This is a genomic window from Cereibacter sphaeroides 2.4.1, assembly GCF_000012905.2.
GTDB lineage: Bacteria > Pseudomonadota > Alphaproteobacteria > Rhodobacterales > Rhodobacteraceae > Cereibacter_A > Cereibacter_A sphaeroides.
In genome coordinates this window covers 351308-369326 of sequence record NC_007493.2, presented here as the reverse complement: position 1 = coordinate 369326, position 18019 = coordinate 351308, and the positions used below count along the sequence as shown (strand labels likewise).

The 18019-nt window shown below is 69.1% G+C and carries 17 protein-coding genes and 1 pseudogene; 9 read left to right on the top strand and 9 right to left on the bottom strand.

What is annotated here, in order from left to right:
* Positions 1-74: 74 nt before the first annotated feature.
* The gene (locus RSP_RS01875; protein WP_227590619.1) at positions 75-437 is read left to right on the top strand and encodes a response regulator; all 363 of its coding nucleotides are present in this window, start codon (positions 75-77) and stop codon (positions 435-437) included.
* A gap of 27 nt (positions 438-464) precedes the next feature.
* Here RSP_RS01875 and RSP_RS01870 read toward each other — a convergent pair whose 3' ends face one another.
* Positions 465-1559: an FUSC family protein gene (locus RSP_RS01870; RefSeq protein ID WP_011336981.1), complete on the bottom strand. Its 1095-nt coding sequence runs from the start codon at positions 1557-1559 to the stop codon at positions 465-467.
* Positions 1560-1705: 146 nt separating this feature from the next.
* Between RSP_RS01870 and RSP_RS01865 the strand changes: the two genes are divergently transcribed.
* Positions 1706-2161 carry a DUF2231 domain-containing protein gene (locus tag RSP_RS01865; RefSeq protein WP_011336980.1) on the top strand — a complete coding sequence of 152 codons (456 nt, stop codon included), beginning with the start codon at positions 1706-1708 and terminating at the stop codon, positions 2159-2161.
* Positions 2154-3611, top strand: coding sequence for a PQQ-dependent sugar dehydrogenase (locus RSP_RS01860; RefSeq protein WP_011336979.1), 1458 nt, complete (start codon positions 2154-2156; stop codon positions 3609-3611). The genes RSP_RS01865 and RSP_RS01860 overlap by 8 nt, the downstream gene beginning before the upstream one ends.
* A 7-nt stretch (positions 3612-3618) precedes the next feature.
* Here the strand turns inward: RSP_RS01860 and RSP_RS01855 are convergent, their stop codons facing one another.
* The 4 genes and pseudogenes from RSP_RS01855 to RSP_RS01840 form a co-directional block, all read right to left on the bottom strand.
* Positions 3619-4134, bottom strand: coding sequence for a hypothetical protein (locus RSP_RS01855; protein ID WP_017140059.1), 516 nt, complete (start codon positions 4132-4134; stop codon positions 3619-3621).
* A gap of 111 nt (positions 4135-4245) precedes the next feature.
* Positions 4246-5082 carry a 4-(cytidine 5'-diphospho)-2-C-methyl-D-erythritol kinase gene (locus RSP_RS01850; protein ID WP_011336977.1) on the bottom strand — a complete coding sequence of 279 codons (837 nt, stop codon included), beginning with the start codon at positions 5080-5082 and terminating at the stop codon, positions 4246-4248.
* A pseudogene (locus RSP_RS01845) lies at positions 5075-6776 on the bottom strand (tetratricopeptide repeat protein). Before RSP_RS01845 ends, RSP_RS01850 begins: the two are co-directional and overlap by 8 nt.
* A 99-nt stretch (positions 6777-6875) precedes the next feature.
* Positions 6876-8531, bottom strand: coding sequence for an electron transfer flavoprotein-ubiquinone oxidoreductase (locus tag RSP_RS01840; RefSeq protein WP_011336975.1), 1656 nt, complete (start codon positions 8529-8531; stop codon positions 6876-6878).
* Positions 8532-8803: 272 nt separating this feature from the next.
* Between RSP_RS01840 and greA the strand changes: the two genes are divergently transcribed.
* Both greA and RSP_RS01830 read left to right on the top strand, forming a co-directional pair.
* Positions 8804-9274: a transcription elongation factor GreA gene (gene greA, locus RSP_RS01835; protein ID WP_002722610.1), complete on the top strand. Its 471-nt coding sequence runs from the start codon at positions 8804-8806 to the stop codon at positions 9272-9274.
* A gap of 10 nt (positions 9275-9284) precedes the next feature.
* Entirely contained in the window at positions 9285-10244 is a 960-nt protein-coding gene (locus RSP_RS01830) for a hypothetical protein (protein ID WP_011336974.1), read from the top strand.
* A 24-nt stretch (positions 10245-10268) separates the two neighbouring features.
* Here RSP_RS01830 and RSP_RS01825 read toward each other — a convergent pair whose 3' ends face one another.
* From RSP_RS01825 to RSP_RS01815, 3 genes are all read right to left on the bottom strand, one after another.
* A complete protein-coding gene (locus RSP_RS01825) occupies positions 10269-11447 on the bottom strand; it encodes a PQQ-dependent sugar dehydrogenase (RefSeq protein WP_011336973.1) in 1179 nt (392 codons plus the stop codon).
* A 138-nt stretch (positions 11448-11585) separates the two neighbouring features.
* Positions 11586-11900: a quaternary ammonium compound efflux SMR transporter SugE gene (gene sugE, locus RSP_RS01820; protein ID WP_002722607.1), complete on the bottom strand. Its 315-nt coding sequence runs from the start codon at positions 11898-11900 to the stop codon at positions 11586-11588.
* Positions 11897-12856: an acetyl-CoA carboxylase carboxyltransferase subunit alpha gene (locus RSP_RS01815; protein ID WP_002722606.1), complete on the bottom strand. Its 960-nt coding sequence runs from the start codon at positions 12854-12856 to the stop codon at positions 11897-11899. The genes sugE and RSP_RS01815 overlap by 4 nt, the downstream gene beginning before the upstream one ends.
* 220 nt (positions 12857-13076) lie before the next feature.
* Between RSP_RS01815 and RSP_RS01810 the strand changes: the two genes are divergently transcribed.
* Complete coding sequence (locus tag RSP_RS01810; RefSeq protein ID WP_017208399.1) at positions 13077-13541, top strand: AraC family transcriptional regulator; 465 nt, start codon at positions 13077-13079, stop codon at positions 13539-13541.
* A 90-nt stretch (positions 13542-13631) separates the two neighbouring features.
* Here RSP_RS01810 and RSP_RS01805 read toward each other — a convergent pair whose 3' ends face one another.
* A complete protein-coding gene (locus tag RSP_RS01805; RefSeq protein ID WP_011336971.1) occupies positions 13632-14588 on the bottom strand; it encodes an L-malyl-CoA/beta-methylmalyl-CoA lyase in 957 nt (318 codons plus the stop codon).
* A 267-nt stretch (positions 14589-14855) separates the two neighbouring features.
* Here RSP_RS01805 and dgcN point away from each other — a divergent pair, with 267 nt between their 5' ends.
* The 3 genes from dgcN (at position 14856) to RSP_RS01790 (ending at position 17793) form a co-directional block, all read left to right on the top strand.
* Positions 14856-15857, top strand: coding sequence for an N-acetyltransferase DgcN (gene dgcN / locus RSP_RS01800; protein ID WP_011336970.1), 1002 nt, complete (start codon positions 14856-14858; stop codon positions 15855-15857).
* A 110-nt stretch (positions 15858-15967) separates the two neighbouring features.
* Complete coding sequence (dgcA, locus tag RSP_RS01795) at positions 15968-16930, top strand: N-acetyl-D-Glu racemase DgcA (protein WP_002722599.1); 963 nt, start codon at positions 15968-15970, stop codon at positions 16928-16930.
* A 2-nt stretch (positions 16931-16932) separates the two neighbouring features.
* The gene (locus RSP_RS01790; protein WP_011336969.1) at positions 16933-17793 is read left to right on the top strand and encodes a D-amino-acid transaminase; all 861 of its coding nucleotides are present in this window, start codon (positions 16933-16935) and stop codon (positions 17791-17793) included.
* Positions 17794-18019: the final 226 nt, after the last annotated feature.

The following is an 18019-nucleotide window of genomic DNA, read 5'->3' as shown; positions in this document are numbered from 1 at the left end:
TCACGGTCCTGCGCTGGAACAGCGGGCGCACTGCCGGGTTCTTCCTGAAAAGGGAGGCAGGAATGAATACCGGCATGACTGGCAGAGCTCTCTCTGGCCGTTCGGTGCTGGTCGTGGAGGACGATTTCTTTCTGGCCCACGACCTTGCCGCCATTCTGGAGGCGGAGGGCGCCGAGGTGCTGGGTCCGGCCGGAACCTTGACCGAGGCGCTGGATCTCGCCAGCAGCAGCGCCTGCGATGCAGCCGTTCTGGACGTGAACCTCCGCCACCTGACCGTGCAGCCGGTGATCGAGGTGCTCGAGCGGCGGGGCGTGCCGCTCGTGCTTCTGACCGGCGCGAGCCCCGAGACGCTGCCGCCCGATATGCGGGCGCTTCCGCTCATGATGAAACCGGTGGAGGCCGCGGCTCTGGTGGCCCATCTGGCCGCCTGCGGCTGACCGCGCCGGCGTCGGCGCAGCTTCCGTTCAGGCCGCGCGCACCTTGTCGGGTGCCTCGCACTCCGGCTCGATCACCCGCATGAGCGCCATCAGGGACCGCTCCATCTCATCGAGGGCGAAGCTCAGAGCCTGCAGCGCCTGCTCCTGCGCAGGCGCGATGTCGCGCCCCTCCGCCGCGGCGGCGAGGGTCAGCTCGCGCGCCTCGGCCAGCACGCGCATCAGTTCCGTGGGGTCGGTCGGCGTCGCGCGGCCGGGTCCCGCGGCGATCGAGGCGCTCTCAAGCACCCGGCATGCTTCCGTCTGGACGGCGGCCAGCACCGGCCGCACCCGCTCGACCGTTCTGTCGGGCAGCCGCGCACGGCCCGAGATCACGCCGCGGTCGAGGATCACCAGCGCATACCAGAGGGCTTCCACCGCATCGGCCGCTTCGCGCAGCCCCGCGCCGCTGCGCACCTGCGGCGTGAAATGCGTTTCCGCGATCCGGTCGTAGAGTGCGAAGAGATGCCCCCGGAACCTCTGGTGGAGGAAGTAGCGGTTGCGCCTGTCATCGGTCGTGACGCCCTTGTGGATCAACCCGAGAAACTCCCGGCAGTCGTCCATCGCCTCGCGCAGCGACAGGACGGCGCGATTGCGCCCGAACTCGGGCCAGACGAGGAAGCTCGCCGCGGTGCCGAAGATCGTGCCGAGCACGACGGCTCCGGACAGGGCAAGGGCGCTGCGGCCGTCGGGGCTCGGGTCGAGCGCCACGATGGCGGCCATCACCGCGGCATAGGTCAGGCCCGGCCAGATGGCGGCGAGACTGTTCGACAGGACCGCCGCCAGCAGCAGGGCCGGGAGGCTGGAGCCGCCGAGCAGGCCCGTCACCGCAAGCCCGAGCCCCGCCCCGAGCGCGGTGCCCGCGATCCGGGAGATCCCGGCGCCGAGCGTGGCATCGACGCTGGTCCCGATGGTGAAGAGCGCCGCGATCACCGCCCAGGATTCCAGATCCGGCGCGAGAGGCCGCATCAGGAGATGCACGGCGAGCGTTGCCACCGCTGTCTGCACCGCCACGCGCAGCGCATGGCGGCGGCTGGACATGATCCGGTAGGCGGCAAACTGGAACACGATCCTCTCCTTCGGCACGACCGGCGGCGGTAACCCGAACCCGGGGTCCGCGGTTCGCGCACAATCGCGCGACGAGCCCGCCCGGAGGCCGCCGGGCGCCCTGCGGCCGGGAACCCTCGGCCGGCTGGGCAGTATCTGCTTCGGATCAACCAAAGGAGAGCGAGATGCCGCAAGCCCCTGCCCCTTCGGTCGCTGCCATCGGCGGACGGCCCCTCCATGCGATGCTCGTGCCCTTCCCCATTGCCTGCCTGACCCTCACGCTGGGCGCGGACCTCGCCTACTGGGCCACGGGAAACCTGATGTGGCAGCATTTCGCGGAATGGCTCCTCCTGATCGCCGTGGTCACCGGGGCCGTCGCGGCGTTGCTCGGGGCGATCGATCTGCTCGTGCGCCGTCCGCTGCGGCGGCTGCGCATCGGCTGGATCCACGGGCTCGGCAATCTCGTGGCGCTGGGGCTTGCCGTGGTGAACAGCTTCGTTCATGCGCGCGACGGCTGGACCGGTGTCGTGCCGTGGGGGATCGTGCTTTCGGCGGCGACGGTGGCCGTCATGGCGGTGACCGTCTGGCTCGGCCTCTCGATGGTCTTCCGCCATGGTGCGGGGGTGGCCCGTCATGACTAGGATCCGTCTCCTCCCGCTCGCGCTCCTTGTGGCGGCTCCCGCCTTCGCGGCCGACGGTTTCGACGTCAGCACCCAGATCGGGCCGGATCCGGTTCTGCCCGCGCCCGAGATGTCCCTGTTGCCCGACCTGACGGTGGCCGAAGTGGTGGGCTGGCAGGAGGGCGAGACGCCGACCGTGCCCGAGGGCCTGAGCATCGCCGCCTATGCGACCGGCCTCGCCAATCCCCGCACCGTCCACACCCTGCCCAACGGCGACGTGCTGGTGGTGCAGTCGCGCGGCCCGGCGGGAGAGCCCGTCTCGCGGCCGAAGGATCTCATCCGCGGCTGGATCATGGCGATGGCCCATGGCGGCGGCGGCGACCAGCCGCCGAGCAACCGCATCACGCTTCTGCGCGACGCCGACCGCGACGGCACGGTGGACGAGCGTCATGATCTGCTCACCGACCTGAACTCGCCCTTCGGCGTGGCCTGGATCGACGACCGGCTCTATGTGGCGGCGACCGATGCGATCCTCGTCTATCCCTACACGCTCGGACAGACCGAGATCGTGGCCAAGCCCGAGGTGCTGACGCCGCTGCCGGGCGGCCCGATCAACCACCACTGGACCAAGGATCTCGCGCTCAGCCCGGACGGGGCGAGCCTCTTCGTCTCGGTCGGCTCGAACTCGAACATCGTCGAGAACGGGATCGAGGCCGAGAAGGGCCGCGCGGCCATCTGGCAGGTGGATCGCGAGACCGGCGCGGCCCGCGTCTATGCCTCGGGCCTGCGCAACCCCAACGGGCTCACCTTCCACCCCGAGACGGGGAGCCTCTGGACCGTGGTCAACGAACGCGACGAGCTCGGGCCGAACCTCGTGCCCGACTACATGACCTCGGTGCAGGAGGGCGCCTTCTACGGCTGGCCGTGGAGCTACTACGGCCAGCATGTCGATCCGCGCGTCCATCCCGAGCGTCCCGATATGGTTCAGGCGGCCATCCCGCCCGACTATGCGCTGTCGAGCCATGTGGCGGCGCTGGGGCTCACCTTCTCCTACGGCTCGGCGCTGCCCGAGGCCTGGCGGAGCGGCGCCTTCGTGGGCGAGCACGGCAGCTGGAACCGCGATGCCTTCAACGGCTACAAGGTGGTCTATGTGCCCTTCGTCGACGGCCGCCCCGCCGAAACGGCGCAGGACGTGGTGACGGGCTTCCTCGACGGTGACCGCGCCCACGGGCGGCCGGTGGGCGTCGGGATCGACGGGACGGGGGCGCTCCTCGTGGCCGACGATGCGGGCAACACGGTCTGGCGGGTGGCGGCGGCCGACGGCACGATCAGCGACGCGCCGGTGGGGACCGATCGGGTTGGAACCGGGCAGTCCGGGGCGGCCGCCGCTCCGCAGGAAGAGGCTCCGCGTGCCACGGGCACCCCTGCCCAGACCCAGATCGCGCCCGCGACGGAGCCTCTACGCCCCTGAGACTCGATCAGCCGGGAGGCCAGGCCTTGTCGAAGGTCTGGCCCGTCCAGCGCCAGCGGATATAGGGCGGGTGGCTCGGCCGCGTGCCGCCGAGGATCAGATCGGGCCAGCCGCCCACGCCTTCGCGGCTGTCGAACCAGATCGGCCCGCTGCCGATCAGGTCGAGCACGCGGACGAAGCCCGCGCCGCCCGCCGGCATCGTGAAGAGGCTGGAATGGCAGCCGAGGTTTCCGAACCAGGCGCCGCCGCAGAGAGCGATATGCAGCAGGCGCCGACCGTCGGCGAAGTCCACGAGCAGGCCCTCGACCTCGACAGGCTCGCCCGACCCCGCCTCGGCCTCGGCGATGGCCCGGGCCTCGATCCTGCGGGCGAGGTCCTGGGCGGTGGCATCGGTGCGCGCGACGCTTTCGAGCGCGAGGAAGCGGGCGGGATCGGTGGCGGGGGTCGCATCGACCTGCGCCAGCGCCAGCGTCGGGGCGAGGCAGAGCGGCAACAGAAGCAGACGGATCCAGATCACAGGCATCTCCCGGCAGGGCACACCAGCCTGAGGCCGAATCGTGCGCCCGCCAAGCGTCCCGTCACCTCCTGCTGCCTGTTCGCTCCCCTCCGGCCATACCGTCAAGCAGCGGCTCGATCAGCCCACCATACGGGCAGGCGCCACCCACCAGCCGGGGTGCTCTGCCCCGATGGCCTCGGCCGCAGCCCGCGCGGCCTCTTCGGCGGCAAAGAGGCCGAAGCAGGTCGCGCCCGATCCCGACATGCGGGCCAGCAGGCACCCCCGTTGCGCGGCAAGGGCGGCGCGGGTCCGGGCGATCTCGGGCGCAAGCGCGATGGCCGGCGGCTCCAGATCGTTGCGCTGCGTGGCCAGGAACGCGGCCAGGGCCTCGACGGTGGGCCAGCCGGGCAGATCGTCGGGCATCGGCGGGTTGTCCCGCCGGGCGAGCGCCTTGAAAACCGGGGGCGTCGGCACCGACACGCCGGGGTTCGCCAGCACCAGCCAGCCTTCGGGCAAGGGCGCTGCAAGCGGCGTCAGGATCTCGCCCACCCCGGCCATCCGCACCGCGCGGCCTTCGAGGCAGACCGGCACGTCGGCCCCGAGCTTCAGGACAGCGGCGGGTTCCGGCAGCGGCACCTGCCAGAGCCGGGCCAGCGCCACGAGGGCCGCCGCCGCATCGGCGGAGCCGCCGCCGATACCCGAGGCCACGGGCAGATGCTTCTCGAGCGTGAGCCGCGCCCCCTGACCGCCCAGCGTCCGGGCGGCGCGCAGCACCAGATTGTCGTCCGCCACCGGCAGGTTCGCCGCCTGCGGCCCGGTGATGGCGAGGCTCAGCGCTTCGGCCGGTTCGGCCCGCACCCGGTCGCCCACATCGGCGAAGACCACGAGCGAGTCGAGAAGGTGATAGCCGTCCGGCCGCTGGCCGGTGACATGCAGGGTCAGGTTGATCTTCGCGCGGGCAAAGGCTTCAGTCATTCGCTCTTACGGCTACCGACAGGGGTTTCGCACCTTCCTCCGCCAGAAGCGCATCGAGGCCGACCTCGAGCTTGCGGCGGATACGCTGCGCCTCCTTCTCCTCGGGATCGAAGGACAGGGCGCGGTGCCACTGGAAACGGGCTTCGAGCTTGCGGCCCACGGCCCAATAGACATCGCCCAGATGGTCGGTGACGATCGGATCGACCGGCTCGAGCAGCGAGGCCTTCTCCATCGGTTCCACCGCATCCTGATAGCGGCCGAGCCGGAAATAGGCCCAGGCGAGGCTGTCGATGATATAGCCGCTCTCGGGCCGCGCGGCGACGGCGCGCTCGATCATCGAGAGCGCCTCCTCGAGATTCTGGCCGCGGTCCACGAAGGAATAGCCGAGGTAGTTCAGCACCTGCGGCTCGTCGGGATTGAGCTCGAGCGCGCGGCGGAAATCCGCCTCGGCCTCCTTCCAGTGCGAGAGCCGCTCGTGACAGATGCCGCGGCTGTAGAACAACGGCCAGTGCTGGCGCTCCGGCGCGGGCACGCGCGCAATCGCCGCATCATAGGCCTTGACCGCATCCGCATAGCGTTCCTCGCGCCGCAGCGCGTCGCCGAGCGCGAGATGGACCTGCATCAGCTCGGGCTTCGAACGCGCGAGCCCCTGCAGCACCTCGAGCGAGGCCTCGATCTTGCCGTCGGCCCGCAAAGCGTCGGCGCGCCCGATCTCGGCCACGAAGAACATCGGATCCGCGGTCGGGATCCGGGCATAGGTTTCGGAGGCGAGCTGATGCTGGCCCTGATTGTCGAGGATCTGCGCCGAGAGCAGCAGGGCCTCGGTGTGGTCGGGGCGCAGATGGGTGGCCGTGCGGGCATAGAGCAGGGTCGAGCCGTCGTCGACCTCGCCACTCAGCGCGCCCGCGAGCGTAAAGAAGATCTCGGCCATGCCGTCGGTCGCGTTGCGCGCCACGTCATAGGGCAGCGTCTCGCCCGCCGCGAGCCGTTCCTTCAGCGCGTCGATGCCCGCATCGGCGTCGGTGCCGAAGCTCTTCTCCAGCATCGCCACCGCATCGGCGTTCCGGTCGAGCTGGCTCAGGATCTGGGCATGCGCGATCGAGCCGCGGCGCATGACGCGCAGCGCATTGCCGTCGCGCCCCGACAGGATCTCGTCCGCGCCCTCGAAATCGCCCGCGGCGGCCAGTGCCAGCGCCTTGTGATAGAGACCGAAGGGCTCGAGCCCCTGCGTGGTGGCGAGCTGATCGAAGGCTTCGAGCGCCTCGGACATCCGGCCCGCGCCGAAGGCCGCCCAGGCGAAGGACAGCCGGTCGACCAGCGGGCCGAGGCCGGTTGGGCTCGGCCGTCAGGATGGCCTGATACTCCTCGCGCTTGGCCCGGTCGGCGAGCAGGACGAGCGCCGCGGCCTGCGCCCCGTTGCCGCTCTCGGTCAGGCGCGTGGCGAGCGGCACCGCCTTCTCGATCTCGCCCAGCGAGAAGTCCGAGATCAGCGCGCCCTCGATGAGACTGGTGTTGGAGGGATCCGCGGCGAGCGCCCGGGTGAACCAGTCGGCCGCGGAACGATAGTCGCTGCCCGCGGCCGCCACGCGCGCGGCCAGATAGGCGCCCGCATCCTCCTGCTGCGCCCCGGCCGCCGCCGGCAGGAGCGCCGCGAGCGCCAGAGCCAGAACCGGCCGCATCAGGATGTTCGCCATGGAAATATGCCTCCGCTTTGCGGCCACGCTAGACTTGCCGGGAAGGCAAGGCAATGGACGCGGGAACGGCCGGGGGCCGCTCGCGCGATTGTCAGAGGCTCACATGTTGGGATAGTTCGGCCCGTCCCCGCCCTGCGGCGTGGTCCAGTCGATGTTCTGGCTCGGATCCTTGATGTCGCAGGTCTTGCAGTGGACGCAGTTCTGGAAGTTGATGACGAAGCGCGGATCGCGGCCCGCCTCGCTCACCACCTCATAGACGCCGGCCGGGCAGTAGCGCTGCGCAGGCTCGGCATATTTCGGCAGGTTCACCGCGATCGGGATCGCGGGATCCTTGAGCTTGAGATGCGCGGGCTGGCTCTCCTCGTGGTTCGTGAAGGAGAAGGCCACGTTCGTCAGCCGGTCGAAGGACAGGACGCCGTCGGGCTTGGGATAGTCGATGGGCGCGAAATCCCGGGCGGGCTTGGTGTCGGCCGCGTCGGTCTGATGGTGCTTCATCGTGCCGAAGAACGAGAAGTTGAACAGGCTGTTCGTCCACATGTCGAGCCCGCCCAGCGCCATCGAGGCATAGAGCCCGAGATGCGACCAGATCGGCTTGACGTTGCGGACCTTCCAGAGGTCCTGCCCGATGGGCCCCTTGCGGACCGACTGCTCGTAGTCGGACAGCTCGTCCGACTGCCGGCCGGCCTTGATCGCGGCATGGGCGGCCTCGGCCGCGGCCTTGCCCGAGAGCATGGCATTGTGGTTGCCCTTGATGCGCGGCACGTTGACCATGCCGGCCGAGCAGCCAAGGAGCGCGCCGCCCGGGAAGACCATCTTCGGCAGCGACTGGTAGCCCCCTTCCGAGATCGCCCGCGCGCCATAGGCCACGCGCTTGCCGCCCTTCAGCAGCTCGGCCACCATCGGGTGATGCTTGAAGCGCTGGAACTCCTGATAGGGATAGAGATGCGGGTTCTCGTAGTTCAGGTGGACGACGAGGCCGATGAAGACCTGATTGTTCTCGGCATGATAGATGAACGATCCGCCGCCCGCATTCTTGCCCAGAGGCCAGCCCATCGTGTGCCAGATCCGGCCCGGCTTGTGCTTGGCCGGGTCGATCTCCCAGATCTCCTTCATGCCGAGGCCGTATTTCTGCGGCCCGTAGCCCTTGCGGAGATCGAACTTCTCCATCACCTGCTTGGAGAGCGAGCCGCGCACGCCTTCGGCCAGCATCACATACTTGCCCAGAAGCTCCATCCCGGGCTCGTAGCTCGGGCCGGGCGTGCCGTCGGCATTCTTGCCGAACTCGCCCGCCACCACGCCGCGCACCTCGCCGTTCTCGCCATAGACGAGCTCGGAACAGGACATGCCCGGGAAGATCTCGACGCCCAGCTCCTCGGCCTGCGTGGCGAGCCAGCGGCAGACATTGCCCATCGACACGACATAGTTGCCGTGGTTGTCCATGAGCTTCGGCACCGGCCACGAGGGCAGCATGGTCTGGCCGGCGGGGGTGAGGACGAAGAAATGATCCTCGGTCACCGGCGTGTTGAGCGGCGCGCCCTTCTCCTTCCAGTCGGGGATCAGCGCGTTCAGACCCGCCGGATCGAGCACCGCACCCGACAGGATATGCGCGCCCACCTCCGAGCCCTTCTCGAGCAGGACGACCGACAGATCCGGGTCGAGCTGTTTCAACCGGATAGCCGCCGACAGGCCCGACGGCCCCGCCCCCACGATGACGACATCATATTCCATCTGCTCGCGGGGAGTCTGCTCGGTCATCAGGCGGTCCTCTGGCGGGCCCGGTCGGCCCGGCTGGAAAGGGCTGTTAAGACATCTCGTCGTTCCTGCAACATGCATGGCGCAAGGTCAATCGTGACGCGGCGCTCCGCGCGCCCGCGTGCCGCGACAAATGCTGCGCCCCTGCGGCCCTCAGGCGGCGGGGCACGGACCCCCTTGCATTCGTCGGTCCCATCGGATCAGGTGAGGGGAACGCAAGCTCAAGGTCATGGCCCTGCCCGGGCCGTGGCTTTCTGTTTTTTGGGTGAAGGCAGATGGACAAGATTCCGATGACCCGCGCGGGCTTCACCGCGCTCGACGACGAACTCAAGACGCTGAAGACCGTGGAGCGTCCGGCCGTCATCCGCTCCATCGCCGAGGCGCGCGAGCATGGCGACCTGTCGGAGAATGCCGAATATCACGCCGCGCGCGAGAAGCAGAGCTTCATCGAGGGCCGCATCAAGGAGCTCGAGGCGATCCTGTCGCTGGCCGAGGTGATCGACCCGGCGAAGCTCTCGGGCTCGATCAAGTTCGGCGCCACGGTCACGATCCTCGACGAGGAGACCGAGGAAGAGCGCACCTATCAGATCGTGGGCGAGGCCGAGGCCGACATCGAGGCGGGGCTTCTGAACATCAAGTCGCCGCTGGCGCGCGCGCTGATCGGCAAGGATGAGGGCGACTCGATCGAGGTCAAGACGCCGGGCGGCGAGCGCGGATACGAGGTGGTCTCGGTCCGGTTCGTCTGACGGGGACGCCATGACCGAGCCGCAGGACAAGTCCGTCGATCTGGGCTTCTACGCCCGCGAGCGTCTGGCCGCGCTGTCTCCGCTCGAAGCCGGGGTGGCCGGGGCCGGCCTCCTCTGGACGCTTTCGGTCGCGCTCCATCTGATCTTCCGCGGCGACGGCGGGATCTTCGCGCATGTCATGGCGATCCTCGCCGTGGTGCTGCCGCTGACGCTGACGGTCTCGATGGTGCTCTTCCTGCGCACCATCCGGCATCTGAAGGCCGAGAACGAGCGCATGGCTTCGGCCGTCGATGCGATGCGCAAGGCCCATCTCGTGAGCCAGCAGGGCGGCGCCGCGCGTGTGGCGCTGGAAAAGCGGGTGGAGGAACTGGCCGCGGCCCAGCACCAGACGGAGACCCGGCTGGCCGAGCTCTTCGCGGTGCCCGCCGAGCCCGCCCCTGCCGGTCGCGCCCCCGAGGATCAGCCGGCGCTCGCGCTCGGCGGGCCGCGCCAGCGCGCGCCGCTGACGGTGGGCGATCTGGTCCGGGCGATGAACTTCCCCGAAAGCGCCGAGGATCGCGCGGGCTTTCGCGCGCTGCGCCGGGCGCTCGAGGATCCGTCCTCGGCCAAGCTGATCCGGGCCGCGCAGGATGTGCTGACGCTCCTGAGCCAGCTCGGCCTCTTCATGGAGGACTTTCCGCCAGACCGCGCGCGCCCCGATATCTGGCGCCGCTTCGCCGAGGGCGAGCGCGGGCGGCCGATCTCGGATCTGGGCGGCATCCATGACAAGGAGGCGCTCGCCTCGGTCGCGGTCAAGATGCGCGAGGACGCGGTCTTCCGCGATGCCTCGCACCATTTCCTGCGGGCCTTCGACCGGACGGTCTCGCACTTCGCCGGACAGGCGAGCGACGCCGAGATCGTCGATATGTCGGAGACCCGCACCGCACGAGCCTTCATGCTGATCGGCCGGGCCTCGGGCACCTTCGACTGAGGCCCGAGACTCCCGGCCGGAGCGTCAGCCGGCCTCGGGCGTCACCCGCAGGATGCCGCCATCCGGCGCGTCGATCAGCAGGAGAATGTGACCCTCCCCCGTCTCCTCGACATCGCGGACCCGGCCCACGTCGCCCAGCAGGCGCTCCTCGCCGGCGACGCGGCCCTCCTCGAGCGTCAGCCGGACAAGACCGCCGGGCTTCATCGAGCCCACGAGCAGGTCGCCCTGCCAGCTCTCGAACGCGGTGCCCCGATAGAAGGTCATGTCGCCCGGTGCGATGACCGGATCCCAGTAATAGGTGGGCTCGGTGAAGCCCTCGCCGCGCGGCTCTCCGGTGCCCACGGGCGAGCCGTCGTAATTCACCCCGTAGCTCACCTCGGGCCAGCCGTAGTTCGCGCCCGGCTGGATCAGGTTCAGCTCGTCTCCGCCCTTGGGCCCGTGCTCGACGATCCAGAGCTGGCCCTCCGCGTCGAAGGCCGCGCTCTGGATGTTGCGGTGGCCGTAGCTCCAGATGGTGCCGAGGCCCTCGCTCTCGGCGAAGGGATTGTCCTCGGGCGTCCCGCCATCCAGCGCCACCCGGATCACCTTGCCGTAGCTGGTGCCGAGATCCTGCGCCCGGTCGCGCTCGGCCTCGATCGAATGTTCGCCGGTGGTGATGATCGCATGGCCCTCGCCGTCGAACAGGATGCGCGAGCCGTAGTGCATCGGCGCCTGTGAGGGCGGCTCCTGCCGGAAGATGTCCTCGACCGCGCTCACCTCCGCCCCGTCCTCCGACAGCACGCCTCGCGCCGCGGCGGTGATGGTGCCGCCCTCGACCGCCTTGGCATAGGTCCAGTAGATCATCCGGTCTTCGGCGAAGGTCGGGCCCGTGGCCACGTCCAGGAGACCGCCTTGCTTGCGGGCATCCACCCCGGGCAGACCCTTGATCGGGTCGGACAGCGTTCCGTCCTCGGAGACCATCCGCAGACGGCCGGGCCGCTCGGTCACGAGCCATCCGCCCTCCGGCAGGGCCGCGATGCCCCAGGGATGCTCGAGCCCCTCCACGAAGGGCTCCGCCGTGGCCCCGGTTGCTTCCAGCGCCGGCGCGCGGGTTTGGGTCTCGAAGGCCGGTTCGAAATCGGTTGCGGCGGGACCCTGCTCGACGGGCTGGGCGAAGGCGCCGGCGGGCAGAAGCAGAAGGACGAGCGGGCTGCGGCGGATCATCTGTATCTCCCTTGACTGTGCCGCGCCAACGGGAGGAGGCCGGAGCCGTTCCTCGGCCTCACCCCCTCGTGACGGGGGCGTGAGCGTTCAGCGGGAGGAACTGCGCCGCGGGCGCGCGTCCCGCCCCGGGAGCGGCCCTCAGGCGAGCTTCAGCGCGATGATGCCGGCGAGGATCAGGCCGATGCCCGCGATCCGCAGGGGAGAGGCAGGCTCGCCGAAAAGCGCCATGGCGAGGAGCGCCGTCCCCACCGCGCCGATGCCGACCCACACCGCATAGGCGGTGCCGACGGGCAGGCTCTTCATGGCGAGGCTCAGCAGCCAGAAGCTCGCCACCGCGCCGACGAGCGTGAGAACGCTCGGCACGGGGCGGGTGAATCCATCGGAATATTTGAGGCCCAGTGCCCAGCCGGTCTCCATGAGACCGGCCACCAGCACGAGGAGCCAGGGCGTCACGCCGCGAGGCCCTTCGACCCCATGTCGAGGAACTTGTTGCGCCGATCCTTCACGAGCCACTCGGGCTTGCGGCCCACCAGCTCCTTCAGCATCATCTCGATGGCCTTGCCCACGGCGTCGACCGTCTCGCGGCGTCCGCGCTGCGCCCCGCCGAGCGGCTCCTTGATGATCCGGTCGATCACGCCGAGCTTGTGGAGATCCTGCGCGGTCAGCCGCAGGGCTTCGGCGGCTTCGCGCATCTTCTCGGCATCCTTCCACAGGATCGAGGCGCAGCCCTCGGGCGAGATCACCGAATAGACCGAATGTTCGAGCATGGCGATCCGGTTCGCCGTGGCCAGCGCCACCGCCCCGCCCGAGCCGCCCTCGCCGATCACCACCGCCACCAGCGGCACGCCGATCTCGAGGCATTTCTGCGTGGCCCGCGCAATGGCCTCGGCCTGGCCGCGCTCTTCCGCACCCTTGCCGGGATAGGCGCCGGGCGTATCCACGAGCGTGATGACCGGCAGCCGGAAGCGGTGCGCCATCTCCATCAGCCGGATGGCTTTGCGATAGCCCTCGGGGCGGGCCATGCCGAAGTTGCGCTCGATCCGGGTCTTGGTGTCGTGGCCCTTCTCCTGACCGATCACCACCACCGGATTGTCGTTGAACCGCGCGAGCCCGCCCATGATCGCATGGTCGTCGGCGAAGTTCCGGTCGCCCGCGAGCGGCGTATATTCGGTGAAGAGGCCCTCGATATAGTCCTTGCAGTGCGGGCGGTCGGGATGGCGCGCCACCTGGCACTTCCGCCAGGGGGTCAGGTCCTTGTAGAGATCCTTCAGCAGCGTCTCGGCCTTCTTGTCGAGCGCCGACGCTTCCTTCTCGACGTCCATCTCCCTGTTGCCCCGCGCGAGCGCGCGCAACTCCTCGGCCTTGCCCTCGATCTCGGACAGCGGCTTTTCGAATTCGAGATAGTTCATCGCGGACACTCCGTGCGGACCGGCCCGGTATATGCAACCGGGCGCGCGCAAATGCAACATGACGACCGGGTCGCGCCGTCGCACCGGAGGGCCAGCGCCCCGTGGAAGAGTGCCGCAGCGTCCGGCGCGGCGGGCGGGTCCGGTCAAGATGCCACACGAGCGCCGGAGGAAGAATGGCGCACTATCGGGTCATTGTCCGATGAGTTGAGGAGCCATGGCCATGTTCCCCGTGCATATTCGCGAAACATCCCCACGCCGCCTTGCTGCCCTTCGCCATACGGGCTCCTTCGAGGAGATCGGCGCCACCTTCGGCCAGATCTGCCAGATCCTCGAGGAGCGCAGCCTGCTGTCGCAGGCGGGCTGCATGATCGGCGTCTATTGGGACAACCCCCTGCTCGCGCCTCCGGGCGCGCTGCACAGCCATGCGGGCATCGACCTGCCGGAGGCGATGGAGATCGCGCCCCCCCTCGAGGAGCTGCGACTGAGCGGCGGCCGGCACGCCGTCCTGCAGTACACCGGCCCCTACAGCGGGCTGGCCCGCGCCTACCGCTACTTCTTTTCCCAGTGGCTGCCCGAGGCGCGCGAGATCCAGGCCGAAGGTCCGCTGATCGAGATCTACCGCAATGCGGCGATGGAGACGCCGTCCGACCAGCTCGTGACAGAAATCTGCGTGCCGCTGCTCTGAACACAGCAACGCCCCGGACCTGGGTCCGGGGCGCGCGTCCTCCCGATTTGCTGCGGCTTGCCTCCCAACTTACCGCAGCTCCGGTATGACTCAGGCCGAGATCATTTCTGCCTGCCTTACGATCACTTCTGCCTGTTTGATGGACGCGATGTCAACAAGTCTTCCCTTGTAGACCGTGGCGCCCTCGCCCCTCGCCTTGGCCGCATCCATCGCCGCGAGGATCTCGCGCGCTTCGGTCACGGCCGTCTCGGAAGGGGTGAAAACTTCGTTCGCAAGGGCCACCTGTTTGGGATGTATGGCCCATTTGCCCACCATGCCCAGAGTGGCCGAGCGGCGGGCCTGCGCGCGGAAGCCCTCATCGTCGGAAAAATCGCCGAACGGGCCGTCCACGGGCAGGATCCCGTGGGTCCGGCAGGCCGCCACGATGGCCGCCTGCGCCCAGTGCCACGGGTCCGACCAGTGCTTCTGCCCGTCATGCAACATGTAGTAGTTTTCCTGCGTGCCACCGATACCTGTCGTCTGCATCCCCATCGAGGCTGCGAAATCGGCGGCGCCGAGGCTCATGGCCTGCAGGCGCGGCGAGGAGGCCGCGATTTCCTCGACATGGGCGATGCCCGCGGCCGATTCGATGATGACCTCGAAGCTCAGGGGCTTGGTGCGGCCCTTGGCGCGCTCGATGGCCGTGACCAGAGCATCGACCGCATAGACATCCGCCGCGCAGCCGACCTTCGGGATCATGATCTGGTCGAGCCGGTCGCCGGCCTGTTCGAGCAGGTCCACGACGTCGCGATACCAGAAGGGCGTGTCCAGACCGTTGATGCGGACCGAGAGATACTTGCGGCCCCAGTCGAGCCCGTTGATCGCCTCGATGATGTTCGCGCGGGCCTGCGCCTTGTCGTCGGGCGCCACCGAATCCTCGAGGTCGAGGTTGATCACGTCTGCTGCGGAGGCCGCCATCTTCTCGAACAGCGCGGGCCGGGAGCCGGGGCCGAACAGCTGGCAGCGGTTCGGACGGGCAGGCGGCGCGGGCTGAAGGCGGAAGCTCATGCGGTCTCTCGGCAAGGATGTTTCATCTCTATGGCCGAATTCGGTATAATATTGCGAACCGAAGCGCAAGCGCCTTTCGCTGCCGCAGAATGGCCTCGCGCGGCTTGTCATAGGTTGCGCAAGAGGGGAGCGACGCGACAAATTCTTCGGCGCTGGGGCGAAGACTGCGAAGATAATTGCGGAAGCCGCCCGGCAGCGCGCAGGGATTGCGATGCAATCCCGTAGATTGCCGCGCATGATCCGTCGGTCAATGCAAGGAACTTCCCCATGATCGAGACTCCCTACCTGCTCTTCCTCGGCGATGCGCCGGACGCTCTGGCTGCCAAGGTGGCGCAGGGCATCAAGGACTGGCGCCCCGAATTTGCGGTGGGCCAGTTCCGGATGGAGGGGTGCAAGGCCGACATGGGCCTGCCCGACATGACGCTGGCCGAAGCGAAGGCCGCGGGCTGCAAGACGCTGGTGATCGGCGTGGCCAACCGCGGCGGCGTGATCTCGCAGGCCTGGAAGAAGGTGCTGATCTCGGCGCTCGAGGAAGGGTTCGATCTCGCCTCGGGCCTGCACAACCTTCTGCGTGACGAGGAAGACCTCGCCGCCGTCGCTCGCGCCACCGGTCGGACGCTGCATGACGTGCGGGTGCCGACGGTCGACTATCCCATCGCCAACGGCCGCAAGCGGACCGGCAAGCGGATGCTGGCCGTGGGCACCGACTGCTCCATCGGCAAGATGTATACCGCGCTCTGCGTCGACCGCGAGATGCGGGAGCGCGGGCTGAAGAGCAGCTTCCGCGCCACGGGCCAGACCGGCATCCTCATCACCGGCGACGGCGTGCCGCTCGATGCGGTGATCGCGGACTTCATGGCGGGCTCGATCGAATATCTCACGCCCGACAACGAGGCCGACCACTGGGACCTGATCGAGGGTCAGGGCTCGCTGTTCCATGTCAGCTATTCGGGCGTCACGCTCGCGCTGATCCATGGCGGGCAGCCCGATGCGCTGGTGATCTGTCACGAGCCCACCCGCAGCCACATGCGCGGCCTGCCCGACTACAAGCTGCCGTCCATCGAGCAGGTGCGCGATGCGGCGCTGGCCATGGCGCGGGTGGCCAATCCCGCCTGCGTGGCCGTGGGCTGCTCGATCAACACCCAGGCGCTCTCGGACGAGGAGGCGCTGGCCTATTGCGCCGAGATCGAGGCCCGCACCGGCCTGCCGACGGTCGATCCCTTCCGCCATGGCGCCGGCCGTCTGGTCGATGCGCTGATGGCCGTGTAACCTCCGCCCTTCAGGCGCTGCGACCCGGCCGGGCCCGCCCGGACCGGTTGCAGCGCCCCCCTCCTGCGGGCGCGCCCGCAGCCCCGACACCCAAGGCCGGAGGAGCCGCCATGATCACCGTCACCCCCGAGAGCTTCCGGCTCGCCGAAGTCTTCACCATCTCGCGCGGCTCGCGCACCGAATCGCGGGTGCTCACCGTGACGGTGACGCGCGAGGGCCTCAGCGGGCGGGGCGAATGCGTCCCCTATGCGCGCTACGGCGAGACGCTGGAGAGCGTGGCCGACCAGATCGCCACCCTGCCCGAGAACCTGACCCGCGCCGATCTCCAGACCCTGCTGCCGGCAGGGGCCGCGCGGAACGCGGTCGATTGCGCGCTCTGGGATCTCGAGGCCAAGGACAGCGGCAAGCGCGTCTGGCAGCTTCTGGGCCTGCCCGCGCCGCAGCCGCAGGTCACGGCCTTCACCCTCTCTCTCGACGCGCCCGAGAAGATGCGCGCGGCCGCGGCCCGAAACGCGCACCGGCCGCTGCTGAAGATCAAGCTCGGCACGCCCGACGACATGGCCCGGCTCGAGGCCGTCCGCGCAGGCGCGCCCGCCACGCGCATCATCGTCGATGCGAACGAGGGCTGGACGGCCGACATCTACACCGAACTGGCCCCGCATCTGCTGCGTCTCGGCGTGGCGCTGGTCGAGCAGCCGCTGCCCGCGGGGCAGGACGAGCTTCTGGCCGAGATCGCCCGCCCGCTGCCGGTCTGCGCCGACGAGGCCTGCCACGACCGGCACTCGCTGCCCGCGCTGAAGGGCAAATATGACGTGGTCAACATCAAGCTCGACAAGACCGGCGGGCTGACCGAGGCGCTGGCGCTGCGCGAGGCCGCGCTGGCGGAGGGCTACGGCTTGATGGTGGGCTGCATGGTGGGCAGCTCGCTCGCCATGGCGCCCGCCACGCTCGTCGCGCAGGGTGCGGCTTATGTCGACCTTGACGGACCCCTGCTTCTGGCCGAAGACCGCGAGCAGCCGCTCGTCTTCGACGAGGCCGGCATCCATCCTCCATCCGCCGAACTCTGGGGTTGAACATGAGCCGCACCGTCTATGTGAACGGGGAATATCTCCCCGAGGAAGAAGCCACCGTCTCGATCTTCGACCGGGGCTTTCTCATGGCCGACGGGGTCTATGAGGTGACATCCGTCCTCGGCGGCAAGCTGATCGACTTTCCGGGCCATGCGGCGCGGCTCGACCGGTCGCTGACCGAACTCGAGATGACCGCGCCGATGAATGCCGAGGACCTGCTCGAGGTGCACCGCGAACTGGTCCGGCGGAACGGGATCGATGAGGGGCTGATCTATCTCCAGATCACCCGCGGCAACCCGGGCGACCGCGACTTCGCCTTCCCGCCCGCGGATACGAAACCCACGGTCGTCCTCTTCACGCAGGCCAAGCCGGGCCTTGCCGCCAATCCCACGGCCAAGGTCGGCATCAAGGTCATCTCGATCCCGGACATCCGCTGGGGCCGGCGCGACATCAAGACGGTGCAGCTCCTCTATCCGTCCATGGCCAAGATGGCGGCCAAGAAGGCGCATGTGGACGATGCCTGGTTCGTCGAGGACGGGCTCGTGACCGAGGGCACCTCGAACAACGCCTATATCGTGAAGGGCGGCAAGATCATCACCCGCAACCTCTCCAACGACATTCTGCACGGCATCACCCGCGCGGCCGTCGTCCGCTTCGCCCGCGAAGCGCAGATGGAGGTCGAGGAGCGCCCCTTCACCATCGAGGAAGCGCAGGGCGCCGACGAGGCCTTCTTCACCTCGGCCTCGGCCTTCGTGATGCCGGTGGTCGAGATCGACGGCAAGGCGGTGGGCACCGGCACCCCCGGCCCCGTCGCCGCCCGCCTGCGCGAGATCTACCTCGACGAGAGCCTCAAGGCCGCCGTCTGAGACATCCCTTCCCCGATGCAAACGGGCGGCCCCTCGGCCGCCCGTTCTGCTTTGCGTCCCCGGCCAGCAGGGGCCACCGTGGGCAGGAAAGACCCTCAGGCCTTTCCGGATGGAAACGGGCGGCCGACGGGCCGCCTGTTCCGCTTTGGCCGTCGGCAGTCCCGGCGATCACGGAAGCACCCTCAGGTTCTGGACCCGGACCGGGCGGCACAGGAGCCGGGGTATC